The 14118-nt window shown below is 53.6% G+C and carries 11 protein-coding genes; 2 read left to right on the top strand and 9 right to left on the bottom strand.

Annotation, left to right across the window (positions count from 1 at the left end):
- Positions 1-18 precede the first annotated feature (18 nt).
- A complete protein-coding gene (locus EV294_RS03760; protein ID WP_243711556.1) occupies positions 19-723 on the top strand; it encodes a cupin domain-containing protein in 705 nt (234 codons plus the stop codon).
- Between the two features lie 98 nt (positions 724-821).
- Here EV294_RS03760 and EV294_RS03755 read toward each other — a convergent pair whose 3' ends face one another.
- Genes EV294_RS03755 through EV294_RS03745 form a run of 3 tightly spaced genes read right to left on the bottom strand, consistent with a single transcriptional unit; the run spans position 822 to position 4737 of the window.
- Positions 822-1907, bottom strand: coding sequence for an ABC transporter ATP-binding protein (locus tag EV294_RS03755; RefSeq protein WP_132303951.1), 1086 nt, complete (start codon positions 1905-1907; stop codon positions 822-824).
- On the bottom strand, positions 1904-3598 hold the full coding sequence (locus tag EV294_RS03750; protein ID WP_132303949.1) for an ABC transporter permease: 1695 nt from the start codon (positions 3596-3598) through the stop codon (positions 1904-1906). Before EV294_RS03750 ends, EV294_RS03755 begins: the two co-directional genes overlap by 4 nt.
- On the bottom strand, positions 3598-4737 hold the full coding sequence (locus EV294_RS03745; RefSeq protein ID WP_132303947.1) for an ABC transporter substrate-binding protein: 1140 nt from the start codon (positions 4735-4737) through the stop codon (positions 3598-3600). The genes EV294_RS03750 and EV294_RS03745 overlap by 1 nt, the downstream gene beginning before the upstream one ends.
- A 168-nt stretch (positions 4738-4905) precedes the next feature.
- Here EV294_RS03745 and EV294_RS03740 point away from each other — a divergent pair, with 168 nt between their 5' ends.
- A complete protein-coding gene (locus tag EV294_RS03740) occupies positions 4906-5793 on the top strand; it encodes a LysR family transcriptional regulator (protein ID WP_132303945.1) in 888 nt (295 codons plus the stop codon).
- Between the two features lie 66 nt (positions 5794-5859).
- Here the strand turns inward: EV294_RS03740 and EV294_RS03735 are convergent, their stop codons facing one another.
- The 6 genes from EV294_RS03735 to EV294_RS03710 form a co-directional block, all read right to left on the bottom strand.
- Entirely contained in the window at positions 5860-6717 is an 858-nt protein-coding gene (locus EV294_RS03735; RefSeq protein WP_132303943.1) for a TolB family protein, read from the bottom strand.
- A 75-nt stretch (positions 6718-6792) separates the two neighbouring features.
- Positions 6793-7398 (bottom strand): pentapeptide repeat-containing protein, encoded by a 606-nt coding sequence (locus EV294_RS03730; RefSeq protein WP_132303941.1) that lies wholly within the window; start codon positions 7396-7398, stop codon positions 6793-6795.
- Positions 7399-7578: 180 nt separating this feature from the next.
- Positions 7579-7965, bottom strand: coding sequence for a GIY-YIG nuclease family protein (locus EV294_RS03725; RefSeq protein WP_132303939.1), 387 nt, complete (start codon positions 7963-7965; stop codon positions 7579-7581).
- Positions 7966-8143: 178 nt separating this feature from the next.
- Entirely contained in the window at positions 8144-11989 is a 3846-nt protein-coding gene (locus tag EV294_RS03720) for an S-layer homology domain-containing protein (protein ID WP_132303937.1), read from the bottom strand.
- Between the two features lie 145 nt (positions 11990-12134).
- The gene (locus tag EV294_RS03715; protein ID WP_132303935.1) at positions 12135-12986 is read right to left on the bottom strand and encodes an NAD-dependent epimerase/dehydratase family protein; all 852 of its coding nucleotides are present in this window, start codon (positions 12984-12986) and stop codon (positions 12135-12137) included.
- Between the two features lie 31 nt (positions 12987-13017).
- Positions 13018-14115 carry an AbrB family transcriptional regulator gene (locus tag EV294_RS03710; protein WP_243711579.1) on the bottom strand — a complete coding sequence of 366 codons (1098 nt, stop codon included), beginning with the start codon at positions 14113-14115 and terminating at the stop codon, positions 13018-13020.
- Between the last annotated feature and the right edge of the window lie 3 nt (positions 14116-14118).

Genomic DNA, 14118 nt, shown 5'->3' with positions numbered 1-14118 from the left:
AAGAGAGGCGGAGAACTAGTGGCGGTATCCTATATGGATTTCACATCCCCTAATGTGCAATTCTGGTACGACGTGAACACAAACACAACGTTCAAGAAAGACAACCGAAACTTTATCAATACCTTGTCGATTGAACAATTAAATACGCTTGGCAATGTTTCCTTGCTGGATATTTACCTAAGCCGTTCGAATGTGGTTGAGCCTCATATTCACCAGAACGCATCCGAATTGGTCTATTGCATTGCCGGTTCGGCCGTTGTATCGATCATTAATCCGTTTACGAAAAAGCTGCTGAACTTCCAGATTCAGCCCGGCCAAGTCGCCAACGTGCCGCAAGGCTGGCCGCATTACGAAATCGCTACGGTGGATAACACCCACCTCCTTGCAATCTTTGACGCACCGGTTCCGGAGTTTATCGGTTATTCCGATATGCTGCGCCTGACGCCTCCCGGCGTGCTTGCCCATACGTACTGCCTGAACGAGCAGATGGTCAAAGAAACGCTGGCACCGATTACGGATACGACGGTCATCGGCCCGCCGGCCAATTGCCATCCGCAGCAAATGACGCGCGAGCCGGAAGCCGGGCAGCCCTATTATCCCTATCCCAATGAACCGCAGAACTACGGCCCCTTCGGCCCGTTTGGATCCCAGCCTTACCCACAGCAGCAGCATCCGAAAGCCTTCGGCCATCTCCAGCAGCCCAACCCGCCTTATTTCTTCTAATCCGCAATTGTGGTGTTAACAAGGTGAAACGGCTATCGGCGACCAATCTTTGAATTCAAAAAAGAGACAACCGCATGGTTGTCTCTTTCCTGATGCCTTTATGCCGATTGCTGAGGATACACAAACGCGTCCGAAGCGTTGATCTGCAGAGTGCCTTCCTCACCCGCATCCAGATATTCATCATGCAGGAAGGAGATTGGCTGCCCGTCGGATGTCTTCGCCAGCACCCGCCAGCGCTTGCCTTCGAATACGCTATGCAGCACATGAACGGGCAGCTGGTTCGCCGATGACGCCGGTACGGGCTGCCATTCAGCCGAATCCGGGCGGAACAGCAGGTCAACCTGCTCGGTTGCTTGCACCTTCGGGGAGCCTGGCAGCGTTCCTACGATTTCTTGCCCCGCAATTCGTACGGTCGTATGCTCCCCAACCCGCACCAGCTTGCTCTTCAAGCGATTGCCCGCTCCAAGCAGCATAGCCGCGGACAGGGTTGCCGGGCGATCGTAGCATATTTGCGGACGGTCAATCTGGTCAACGGCGCCTGCCCGCATAATCATCAAACGATCGGCCATGGCAAAGGCTTCATCGGGATCATGCGTAACGTGGAAGACGGTTGTGCCCAGCTGACGGAACAGATAAGCCATCTCCGAGCGCATCTCGATGCGGAGGCGCATGTCCAGGTTCGAAAGCGGCTCGTCAAGCAGCAGCAGGTCGGGCCTAGTCGCCAGAGCGCGCGCGATTGCTACCCGCTGCTGTTGTCCGCCCGACAATTGCGGCGGAAGCCGGTCCTCCAGCCCTTCCAGATGCAGCAGTGCTACTAGCTCCGCAATTTGTTCGCGGATTGCCCCTGCCGCGACCTTTTGCCTGCGGAGCCCGTAAGCGATATTGTCATAGATCGTCATATGCGGCCATAACGCGTAATCCTGAAACACCATGTTGATGCCGCGTTTCTCCGGAGCGACAAGCTTGGATACCGACGCAACCGTTATGCCGCGCAGGCGGATCTCGCCTTCGTCCGGCTGCTGAAGCCCGGCGATCAGCTGAAGCAGCGTAGATTTGCCGCAGCCGGACGGTCCAAGCACGCTTATAATCTCCCCTTGCTTTACCGAGAAATTAATGTTCCGCAGCGCGGTATGGGAACCAAAGGATTTGCCCAGCCGTTCGACTTCCAGTATCGTATTCGTCATGATTTTACCCGCTTTCTTGAAGGTTTAATAAGCAATTCCATTACGGCAATGATCAGAATGACAATTCCCCCGCCGGTCAGCGTTGCGGCTGCCGCGTAACCAAACTGGAGATCCTCGAATGCCTTGTTGATGACAACCGGCAGCGTCATAAAGTTAGGCGGATACAGAATGGACGAGATCGCCAGATCGAATACGCTAGCTCCAAACGCGGCCAGACCCGCGTACAGGAGCGCCCCTTTGATCAACGGCATCAGAATCGTGGTCACTCTCTGGCTGAACGACGCCCCTTGCATCTGCGCCGCCGACAGCAGCTGTCTCGGCACCTTCGCCATTGCCCCGACAACTACGCGAGTAATAACCGGAATCACGCCGGCCACGCTTGCCAGAATCAGAATCCACGGCGTTCCGTACAGCAGAAGTCCAATCTTCTCGAGCCAGGCCTGATTCCAGATGAAGATATACCCGATCCCGAGTACGATACCCGGTACGGCAAGGGATACAAGCGAGATGACGTCAATGGTTTTGCGCAGCTTGAACTGCGAATACGTCAGCACATACGCGACAAGGAATCCTACAAGCAGACCGATACCGGCTGCCACGGCGGCAATCTCCAGCGAATGGACAAGGCCTTCGAGCAAATTGCGGTTATTTCCGGTAAATAAAGCTTTATAATGTTCGAACGTCAACTCGCGCCCCTTGCCGGCGGTCGAGCTGCCCGAAATAGACATTAGCAGATTGGAGCCAAACGGAATGCCGATGACGATGGCAAGAAACACGATATTGCCAATAACAAGGTAAATCCCGCCCTTTCGCGGTTTCTTCGGTTCCGAACGCGTTGCTCTCGAAGACAGGAAATCATAACGCGACTTGCGCATGGCATACAGCTGAACGCTCATCGCCAGGGCAATGAGCAGCACGAGATAAAACGATAACGCCCCGGCCATATCGAAACGGATCGGCGACGTGTATAACGCGGAATAAATCGAATAAGGCAAGGTTGGAAAACGGAAAATGGTCGCAATGGACGCCGGAAGACCAAAATCGCCTACCGTATCCATAAATACGAGCATGGCTCCGGAACAGATAGCCGGAAGCAAAAGCGGAGCTTGAATGGTACGCCATACCGTCCAGCTGGACCCCCCGGACAATCGCGCCGCCTCGCTCAGCCGCTCAACCTTCCACTCCAGCGCGGAATAAACGGTTAGATAAGCAAGCGGGAACTTGCTGAGCGTCATGACGACAATAAGTCCGATTGGCTGAAAAATAAAAGAATGAAGACTATCCCAGCCCAGCCATTTGGCTGCAAGTCCGTCCGCCGAGGCAAACATGACCCAGCCCTGCGCCAAAATGAAGGATGGCGTAATAATCAGAATCCATACGGCAAAATCAAGCAGCTTGGCTCCGCGGAAGGCCCAGTTCGATCTGGCCATCGCGATGGCCGTGCCGATAATGGTGGCGAGAACCGTTGTTCCAATGCCAAGCATGACCGAATTTTTCAACGAAACATACCAAAGCGGCCGCCGGAATACATCCAGCAGAAGCGATAGATCGCCAAGCTCGAAATGACCAAAAAATACTCCCGGGAGGAGTACTTGAATAACGACGGCAATAAGCGGCAGCAGAATAAGTAGAAACAGGACGGCCAGCACGAGCCAGCCAGTCCGGTTTCCTTGAGTCCCGAGTCGCAGCATTATTTCACCGCGTTATCCGCGAACCATTGTTTGATTTCGCCTTCATGCTCGCCCGCCCAGCCGGCTTCCGCTACAACCAGCTTTGCGTCTGCCGCACGGTCGGCTTTTGCGTTAACGCCTTTTACCGATGGCTCGAAATAGCTCTCGTCGCCTTTATCGATAAGCGCTTGCTGGGTTGCCGGATCAAGCAGGAATTCAACGAATGCTTTTGCCGCTTCCTGATGCTTGGACTCCTTCTGAATCGCGGCCACGCGAACCGATGCCGGTGCACCCTCCGCCGGCCAGATAATATCAACCGGTTCGCCGGCATTTTTCAGCGTGTACGCATTGCTTTCTTGAAGAGCTGCCGCTTTGATCTCGCCGTCGGTCAGCGCTTTAGCTACGTTAGGGTTCTTCGGATAAACGTGAACGCCGTTTTTCATAAGGCTTTCGAAATAGGTTTTGCCCTGATCCATGCCTTTGGATTGGAAGAACCACGCTACGAACGGATACGCAGGTGCGGCTACGGCCGGATCGGCCATGCCTACTGCGCCTTTATATTTCGCGTCAAGCAGGTCATCCCATGTTTTGGGAGCGCTGCTTGCGTCAAATGCTTTCGTGTTATAGACGATAACGGATGCTGCATGAGCGCCAGTTGGGAAGTAAGTATTGTTGGAAGGAACAACCGTCTTGGCAAAATCCGTCAATCCATCCAGATTGCTTGGCGTCCAGTTGTCGAGCAGCTGCCCGTTTTTGCCCATTTGGTCGATGGTTGGCATCGAGTCCATCCAGACCACATCCCAATGCGGGTTGCCTTTTTCCGCTTCGATCCGGGAAGCGATCTCGGCGCCGTTGCCGGATACGATCTCCAGCTTATAGCCTGTCTTCTCTTCGAACATTGGTTTTACGATATCGTCGAAATCATTCAAATATACAACGAGAGGCTCATCCTTGCTTGCGTCCGCCGCAGCCGGGCTTGCCGCAGCATCCGCTGATGGTTCCGTGCTTGCTTCGGTTGTCGCCGAAGCATTCGCTGCACCGTTGCCTGCCGCTGCCGTGTTAGCCTCGTTATTGCCGTTATTTCCGCATGCCGAAAGTGCTGCTGTTGCCGCCAGGACGCTGACAAGCATAAGACCCTTCCATTTATATCCGTTTGCCATTTCTCTTACCCCTCCAATGTCTTTTTCTTTCATTCTCAGATTAACGACGGATTGTAAATGGAAGATTAAGTGAATGATAAAGTTATATTAAATAATATCTATTCATATTGATAGGTTCATCGAAATTATCTATAGTATGACAAGGATAGTTAAGGAGATGAGCCAATAATGAATATTCAGCAGCTTCGCGTATTTGCCCACGCCGCACGCCTGTCTACCTTAACCGAGGTTGCAGCCGAGCTTCAGCTTAAACAGCCAACGGTCAGCTTTCATTTAAAAAAACTCGAGGAGGCGCTTGGCGTTGAGCTGTTCTATAAGCACCCCCGGCAGCTGCGGCTGACGGATGCGGGACAAACCCTGCTGCCCTATGCCAAACGGATTTGCGCGTTACTGGATGAATCCGGTCAGCTCATGAAGGAGCACCGGGAGCAGGGCCGGGGGCATCTGAAGATAGGGGCAAGCTACACGCCGGCTACCTATTTCCTGCCGCCCTATCTGGCTGCCTTTCAAGCCGAATACGACAAGGTTATGCCGCAAATGACGGTGAAGCAGGCCGGAACCGTCATTAATCTGCTGCGAGATTTCGAGATTGACGTCGCGGTTGTATCGCTAATCGTCCGGCCCTTTGACGATCTCGAAATTATTCCGCTGGCTGATGACGACTTGAAGCTGGTGCTCCCTTATCATCATCCGCTCGCCCACAAGGAAACCATTCTCGTTGAGGATTTGAGGGATCAATCCTTCCTCCTGCATGAACACGGTTCAACCTCCAGGGAGTTGTCCGAGCTATGGGCGAGGGATAACGGCCTGGAATGGACGGTTATTATGGAGCTTGGGGCGATTGAGACGATTAAGGAATCCGTCAAGCACGGAATTGGCATTGGGATGCTGCCTTGGCGCAGCGTGACAAGAGAGGTGCAGGCCAAGGAGCTGGTGCTTCGCGAGCTGCCGGGAAACGTACAGCAGCGCCATATTTGCCTGGCCTTCCGGAAGGCCGATATCCTGGCATTCCATGTCCGTTCCTTTATCCAGTTTATGAAGCACTCCTGTCTGTAGCAGACAGAAAAAGCCGCACTACGCGTTGCCTTTCATAGGCAACCGAAGTGCGGCTTTTCCGTGTGACTAGGCTTCCAAACGATAGCTGACAAAAGCGAGCTTCCGGCTGTCCGGGGACCAGGAATTAACGTTAATCGTCCCCTGTCCGCCAAAGAGCTCAACAAGCGTGCGGTATTCGCCGCCATCGCTGGACATGATACGAATCTCTACATTCTTGTTCGGCGGATGATCTCCCGGCGCCACATCGCCTTTTCGATAAGTGATATAAGCAACCTGCTTGCCGTCCGGCGACACATGAGGGAACCAGCTGTTGCTCTCGTCAAACGTCATTTGCGTCTGCTCGCTGCCGTCGGCCTTCATCCGCCATACCTGCATAAGACCCGTTCTGACGGAGTTGAACCAGATATAACCGCCATCGGGCGAGTATTCGGGACCGTCATCGAGTCCCGGCGTATTCGTCAGCTGCGTCTCCTCGCCGCCAATCGCCGGAATCGCATAAATATCGTACTGGCCTTTCCTTTCCGCGCAATAAGCGAGGGTTCGGCCGTCCGGCGACCAGCCGTGCAGATAGCTTGGTCCCATCGGCGTGACAAGAACGGGATCTCCTCCCTCCAGCGGGAAAATATAAATACGGGATTGTCCGTCTTCTCTCGTATGATGGCTGACGGCAAGACGGGAATTGTCCGGAGACAATACATGGTCGTTATTGCAATGCACCGCGAAGGAGGACGGGATTTCCGTGCTGGTCCTCTTTTCTATATCAAAACGGTAAATGCGGCCTTTGCTGTTATAAATAAGGGTCTTGCCATCGCTTGTCCAGTTCGGAGCTTCAATCAGATAATCGAATGCTGCAAGAATGCTCCGTTCGCCGGTTTCTACATTCACTGTCTCAAGAAAGCTCGTAATGCCCGCAGATTGCGCCATTTCCGCTTCTCCCCTTCGGTATGATCAATAGATTAGTACTCCTGATTATCCTAGCAGATTTCCAATGCGCTTTCATCATTCTACCTTTGCGCCTAGCGACCGGAGCAGCGTAATAGCCTGTACGGTGTCCATCCGCGCTCCTTTTAGATTAACCGTCTTCCAAGGCACGCCTTCCAGCTCCGCACCCCGCAAATCCGCGCCGCTTAAATTCGTTTGCGTCAAATTTGCCCGCGTCAGATCGCATTTGCGAAGATCCGATTTCTCGAGCGACGCTCCCATCAGATCGGCCTCTACGAAGCGAACCTCCCGAAGATTCTGCTTGTCCAGCTTTACGTGCCGAAGATTGGTATAGGACCAATCGCCTTTCACGATCGTAATCCCGCTCAGCTCGGCGCCTGCAAAGTCGGAACCGGTCATTTTGCAAGCGTTGAACTTCGCCACGAACAGATTCGCTCCTTCAAACAGACCGTTCGTAAACGCCGTCTCCGTATGCTCGGAAGCATTCAGCGCGGCGCCATGGAAATCGCATAATTCGAACTTGCAGCCTATCGTAATCGCTTCCTCCAACCGCGCCCCGACAAACCTGCATTTTATAAACGTACAACGCGTAAGCTCGGCTTCCCTGAAGTCTTCCCCGCTGAAATCAACGCCTTCAAACTGCTGGTCGGTATAAGTCTGCATGGCTGTTCCCCCTCTTCTCTCGTTATGCGGCAATAACGTCCTACCTTCGATTGTAGGTGAACCTTGATAGAGTCGCAAGTTAACATCGTCGCAGGCTTATGAATATCCGTAATGACCCACCGGTCTTCTTCCAGATAAAAAAAATAACAACCTGCCTTATCGGTGACAGGTTGTTATCATCTAGTTCGAACGCGGCCGACGGTTATAGCCTTGTTCATCATAGGGCTGGAGCTTTTCAATCCAAAGCTCGAGCAGAGCGTCGACTTCCGCCTGATATTTTTTCAGCTCCGAACGGTCCGTCACATTCTCTTCGCGCGGCTTGATCGAATCCAGCTCTTCAAAGACAAAGCAGCCTCCCCCGTACTTGTTCCAATCCTGCTGCAATTCGAAGACGGTGTTCATATTGGTCTGCTGCATGAAAGCCAGCCTGTTCTTTGCTCCGTCCAAATCCATCGTGCCCAGCACGAGAATTTTCTCGTTCTCCGTATTCCGAATCTGATAAACACCCATTCTCCGGAAGGTTTGGGCGTAAGCCGTCCCTAATTCGCGCTTGCGCTGTTTCTCCATTGCTCGTCCTCTCCTTCATACTTATTTACTAATTTACTAAATAAGTAACGTAGTCAACATTAGCATACGATGGAGTTCGGCGTCAACCGTTGAGGAAAACGGAGCGCTGACAGCATACCATGTTCTCTATATTACAATTAATGCCAAAAACCACGCCCGCGGGCGTGGTTTTTCTTGTCTATCGCTCCAGAAGCCGGAGGAGCAGCACGGCGGCTTCCGCACGCGTAGCCGTGCCGTTTGGCGCAAACAGATTGCCGCCGCGGCCGTTAATCAGTCCTTCTTGCTTTAAGGCTTCTATCGCCTCTTTCGACCATGCAGGAATTGTTGCATCATCGCTGAAGCCTGTAGTCCCGGAGGAGGCTGCCGGCAATTGCAGGATGCGCGCAATCATAACCGCTATTTCTGCACGGGTAATGGTTACGTCCGGACGGAAGGATCCGTCGCCATAACCGTTAACGATACCGGCATTTACGGCAATTGCAATCGCATCTGCTGCCCATTCCTGTATGCTTGCTCCGTCCGTAAACGTCACCGCCTTGCTCGTGCCCGGCAGCTGCAGCGCATTGACTAGCATAACAGCGAACTCGGCACGCGTGATCGTATTATCCGGACGGAACGTGCCGTCCGCATACCCGTTTACAATCTTTTTCTCCGCCGCCTGCTTGATCAGTTCCTCCGCCCAATGTCCCTGGAGATCGGTAAAGGCCGGAGCCGGAGAAGCTACGCGGGTAACCGTCACCTTATACGTTTTGGTATTGCCGTTCTCCGCAGCTACCGTCCACTCCAGCACGTTGGCTCCAAGCGCCAGATTAACAGAGCTTTGCGATGCCGGAACCTGGCCGTTGACTCTGAGCCCCACTCTAGCCCCGGAATCCGAAGCTGTCGCGCTGACAGCCACTTGATCGGCTTCGGTCTCAACCGTATAAGCGTCCGTAGCCGGACTGAAGGCAGGAGACAAAGCGATAGCCTGCCCTTTTGCCGATAGGCTGATTGCTTTCAGATTCGCATCGCTGGAAAGCGATGGACCGCTGGTCACTGGAGGCGGAGCTATTACCCGCACGATACGGCTGACTTGGTCGGCGGCATTGCCGGCATCGTCGCTAACATCATAGAGAATCGTATAAACGCCAACGGCATTTGCATCAACCGTATCGCCGGAAACGCTAACGTTTAAGCTTCCTTGTCTGCTGTCCGTTGCCGTTGCCCCCTGATCTTGATACGCAGTGCCTATTGTGATCCGAATTTCCGCATTGCCGTTAAGCGTAATAACCGGCTTGACCGTATCAATGTCCCAGTTATATTGGGCAGGCGTCTCATCGGTATTACCAAATAGATCTACCGCGCGGACATACAGCGTATGAGAGCCGTCCGCAAGCTTCGGTAAAATAACCGGCGAAGAACATGCCGCGTAAAATTCGCCGTTGTTATCCAGGCTGCACTCAAAGGTTGCCCCCTCTTCATTGCTGCCGAAGGTAAACGACGGAGTACTGTCATTCGATACGGATGCCGGAGAAGAAGCAATGGTGGTATCCGGCGCGGTTGTATCCACCTGCGTATTCTTGTACGTGCCGTATACGTTAAATTCATTGATGGACCACCAGCTGCTGGATGTACCGGTCTGAACGATCTTGATATAGCGGACGCCGGAAGCCGCGACGTTAATCGTTGTTGCTCCGCTTGTTCCGTTGCCGCTGGCAACGCTGCTTCCCCAATTCGTGCCGTCCGCCGATACGTAAACCTCATAGCTTTTGGCAAAATCCGATCCGCTTGATTCCGTTACGATCTTCGTAATATCAGCTTCCGTTTTCATATCCACAAGGATATACTGGCCATTAGCCATCGGAACTCCCGCGCTCCAGCGCGTGCCCGCCCCATCAAACATATTGGCAGGGGCATCCCCGCTAGCTGGCGAAGATTCGGCCGTCCAGCCCGTACGGTCGAGCGCGCCGCCGGATATTTCCGGCGTAACGGCTGTTGCCGGGCTGCTGGACGCCGACCGGTTGCCGCTGCCGTCCTTTGCTACGATTTTATACGTATAGCTGGCGGAAGCCTTTAATCCCGTACTGTTGTAAGTCGTAGCGATCGTAGACCCGATCAGCGTATTGTTCCGGTATACCTCATAGCCTTCAACGCCAACGTTATCCGTTGAAGCCGTCCAGCTGAGGTTGATCTGGCTGCTGGATACCGGCGTCGCCGTCAAGCCTGTTGGAGCGGTTGGCGCTTCCGCATCTCCTCCAACGAACAGCTTCATCGTTTGTCTCATGTTGCTGCTGGAGGTTACGCTTCCGCCGTTGCCGTTCACGATATGCGTAATTTCGCTTCCTGCGGTTCCGTTCAGCCAAATCGTCGTCAGATTATGCAATTTGATGCCCGGATTAGCCGGCGCTTCAATCGCGTTCTCCAGCTTAACCGCCGCATCCCGGAAGTACGAATAAATGCCAAGCCCCCAAGCTTCATGGCTTGTAACCTCATCGCCGATCTTGTAAGAGGCGTAACCGTTAACCGTTCCGTCATGGCTCATCCACGATTGCTGGTCCGGAACATCGTAAGGAATCTCCGATTGATAGAAGTAAAGCCGTCCGCCGTTACCGTTCCAGACCGTCTGGTATTCATTGTGATGCTCGTTAAATAGACCGTATATGGTAACGCCGTCGCCATTGACGACAAGTCCGTTCTTCGAGACATTGGATGTCCACGCCGCTCCGGCGCCGTGATCGGCGCGCCAGATCCAGAAGTGATCGCCGATAACATCGTTGCTGTTAATCTCCAGTGCCGTACCGTTGCTGCCGTTCACATGTCCGCCTGTACGGAAGAACACATCGGAGAGCAAGATCGGATTGGCCGAGTGATCGGCTGCGCTGCCCGGTTCGCCCACCTTCAACAAGGTTGAGGAGGTTTGCTCGCCTGCCTCGATTACAAGCCCGGACACATTAACCCCGTCTACGTCGTCAACAACAATGACGTCTTGCCCGTTATCCGGAATCAACGTCGGCAGTCCGATACCGTATACAACGGTGTTGGGGTTGGTTACACGAATCGTGTCGCTCAGATGATAAATGCCGGGCGTGAAGAACAGGTTCTTCCCATCCTCCAAAGCCGCGTTAATCGCTGCGGAAGTAGCGGTGTCGGGCCTGGCGATATAGAAATCGTCGATCGAAATCGACTGCCCCGGCGTCTGGCCGTTCGCCCAGCTGACGCCCTGCGTATTCGTCTCAAGCGAAGGAACAAACACCTGGTATTGCCCTTGGTTATCGACATAAAGATAAGGCTTCTCTTTAACAACCGGCGTTTTATCGATGACCGTATAGGGAGGATCCGGAAATTCGCCGGATGGCGCGTTTTTATCCCCGACGAATACCATGTTCCATACGCCGTTCGACCAGCTGTTCCACTCGCTGTTGCGGGAGAACCATTGCTGCTGCGAAGCCGGAATGATATTGGCGTCAATCTTGGAGTCCGCCAAATATCCGCCGCTGGCCCAGCCCGCATCCCAGGAAGCCGTAAAATCAAACAGATGCATGTCCTTGCTTACGACATGAACGCGGCGCATCGGGGCCGCTTGAGAGACGGCGTATCTGACGGTTGCATTCGGATCCTGGGGAGCGATCTTCAAGTTCTCGATGGAACGCCAGAAGTTTCGGGTAGCATTGCCGTTATCCCACTTCGCGTCGACATTTAAGGCGCCCGTTATCGTAACATCATCCGGGTTCTGTCCAAGACCCGCTACGGATGTGTTGAAGCCGACATTCATATTGACGCTGTAGGTACCCGGCTTGAATAGCAGCGCATACCGTTCGTTGCCAAATTCATTTTTTTCCTGTTCGCCGTACACGGCGCTGGTAACGCTTTCAATATCGGTTTTAGACATGGCTGGGTCGAAGACATACACATTTGGACCAAATATCGTGGAGTTAGCGGAGGAGCTTGGAATTGCAGCATGCGTGACGGCGGGATAAACGGTGTTAAGACTGACGGCGAGCGCCACTGCGGATACAGCCGCGGTCACCTTCTTCATCTTCTTCATAATTGCCTCTTTACCTCCCAAATCATAATGGATGGAAGTCTAGTTGGCAGTTCTAGCTAAATAATAACGCTTTCATTTCCAAATGAAGAAGGGGTGAACTTTAGATTATAGGTGTTGTAAAATTAAGGACTTGATACGTAATGTCTCAAGTCCTTAACAATTGATCCCGCCATGACGGGTATTTAGGGGTCCAACCGTATTGCTGTTTTGCCTTTTCGTTGGAGGCCCCCCGCTCGCCGCGGTTCATGCCATCCTGCACAACCGGCTCCGGTGCGCCAAGCGACTTGGCGTATAAAGGCAGCCAGATCTTCCCTTCCACCGGTTCATCATCCACGATGTTTACGGGGCCAGCCGGCCAATCCAGCGCCTGTAGGGCAGCGCGGGCTGCATCTTCAATATGCAGGAATGAGGTCCGGCCATCGGTTGCCGGAACTTTGCCCAGCTTCACCTGCCCGGCAAACATCCCGTTATCACCATCATAAAACGTTCCCGGCCCGTATAAGGCCCCATAACGCAAAATAACGGAATGCGGCATTTCCGCGGCTGCCCGCTCCATCGCAATAACGCCGTCAACCGAGATTTTTCGCGGCAGAGGCGCTTCTTCGTCGAGACGATCCTTTTCGGTTGCGACCGATTCGCCGGGCTCGTAGGCCCAGGAAATGCTCTGCACAATCATTCGCGGCACCTCGGCAGCCAAAGCTGCATCAACCAGATTACGGGTTCCCTCCATGCGAATTCTCGCATTATCCGCCAGGTTCCATTCGCTGAGAGCGGTCAACTGATGAATTACAACATCCGGACGGTAATCCGCAAGCAGCTCGGACAATCTGTCCCTGTCGTATACATCGGCAACAACGGCGGCTGCTCCTGACTGCTCGATTTGCTTCAGCTTGGATGCGCTTCTGGTCAAACCCATCACCTCATGCCCCGCTTCGGTCAGCATAGGCAGCAGCAATCTCCCGACAACGCCGGCAGCGCCGGCAACAACGATTTTCATAGCGGCTTCTTTTCTCCCTTCAACTACGGAATTATTGCGGCTGCTCCTTGCGCGGGCTCTTCAGCTTGATTCGGAATAACAGGCGCAGCAGCGGCGGTACCGCAAAGAAAATAAAAAAGGTGCGGAATAATTGATAACCGGACACCATGGACAAATCCGCGTTGATCTCATGGGCGAGAATCCCCATCTGATCCATCCCGCCAGGCGCGAGGCTTAATAAAGCCGTGGACCTCGATACCGGATGAAGCAAGGTCATCAGCTCGCTCAGCCCCCATGCGCAGAGCATGAGCACCAGACCGCTTCCTATGGCAAAAGAAAACGTCCTTGCCTTCCGCTGAAGCTTGCCCGGCTTAAGCAGCAGACCCACGTACGTGCCGATCATTAGCTGCGCGGCGCTTGTTAGCGTCGACGGAAGCGACGGACCGTGCAGCCCGATTCCTTGCAGAACAGCTGTAGCAATCGCTGGCCCCAGCAGAAAAGCCGTCGGAAATTTGATCCGGTTGCCCGCAATGGCACAAATGACGCATGCCGGAGCGAAGATCAGGATGCTCGGAAACAGCGCTGCCCAGTTATCGTGCTTGGCCGCCAAAGGCGCGGCTGCGGCCGCTGCGTCATGCACCTGCCCGAAGATCGGACTAAACACGAGTAACGGAATCCCGATTACGATAATCATCAGCCGGACGACCTGCGTCACCGTGACAACCGTCAAATTTACGCCTTCGGTCTCCTCGGCCAGCGCCAGCACCTGCGACAAACCGCCGGGGACACTGCCAAGCAAAGCGGTCTTGAAATCCGTATCCGACAGCTTCGAAACCGCAAACGCGATTCCGCCGCATAACAAAAGCAAAATAACGGTCATCAGGCACATCGTGGGAAGCTGCTCGCCCATCTCTTTAAGCGCCGTTCCCGTCATGGACAAACCGATGGTGTACCCGACAATAATCATGCCGGAATTGCGGAATTGTCCGGGCCATCTATACTTGCCTTTCCGTACGTTTGTTCCGATTAACACTGCAATCATAGGCCCTAACAGCCAGGGAATAGGCGTCTTCAGAAGGTAAAAAACAATTCCTCCGCCCAAGGCGGTTAAAAGAGTAATCAAAAATTTGAATCCGTTAGTTTCCAGCATCGC

The sequence above is a fragment of the Paenibacillus sp. BK033 genome (assembly GCF_004345425.1).
Taxonomy (GTDB): Bacteria; Bacillota; Bacilli; order Paenibacillales; family Paenibacillaceae; genus Pristimantibacillus.
Note: the sequence above shows the minus strand (reverse complement) of the source record. Positions and strands in the feature narration are given on the sequence as shown.

Excerpts from the sequence above, each read along its gene's own strand:
- EV294_RS03755 (WP_132303951.1), bottom strand. The coding sequence starts at position 1,907 with ATGACGAATACGATACTGGAAGTCGAACGGCTGGGCAAATCCTTTGGT.
- EV294_RS03750 (WP_132303949.1), bottom strand. The coding sequence starts at position 3,598 with ATGCTGCGACTCGGGACTCAAGGAAACCGGACTGGCTGGCTCGTGCTG.
- EV294_RS03745 (WP_132303947.1), bottom strand. The coding sequence starts at position 4,737 with ATGGCAAACGGATATAAATGGAAGGGTCTTATGCTTGTCAGCGTCCTG.
- EV294_RS03740 (WP_132303945.1), top strand. The coding sequence starts at position 4,906 with ATGAATATTCAGCAGCTTCGCGTATTTGCCCACGCCGCACGCCTGTCT.
- EV294_RS03735 (WP_132303943.1), bottom strand. The coding sequence starts at position 6,717 with ATGGCGCAATCTGCGGGCATTACGAGCTTTCTTGAGACAGTGAATGTA.
- EV294_RS03730 (WP_132303941.1), bottom strand. The coding sequence starts at position 7,398 with ATGCAGACTTATACCGACCAGCAGTTTGAAGGCGTTGATTTCAGCGGG.
- EV294_RS03725 (WP_132303939.1), bottom strand. The coding sequence starts at position 7,965 with ATGGAGAAACAGCGCAAGCGCGAATTAGGGACGGCTTACGCCCAAACC.
- EV294_RS03720 (WP_132303937.1), bottom strand. The coding sequence starts at position 11,989 with ATGAAGAAGATGAAGAAGGTGACCGCGGCTGTATCCGCAGTGGCGCTC.
- EV294_RS03715 (WP_132303935.1), bottom strand. The coding sequence starts at position 12,986 with ATGAAAATCGTTGTTGCCGGCGCTGCCGGCGTTGTCGGGAGATTGCTG.
- EV294_RS03710 (WP_243711579.1), bottom strand. The coding sequence starts at position 14,115 with ATGCTGGAAACTAACGGATTCAAATTTTTGATTACTCTTTTAACCGCC.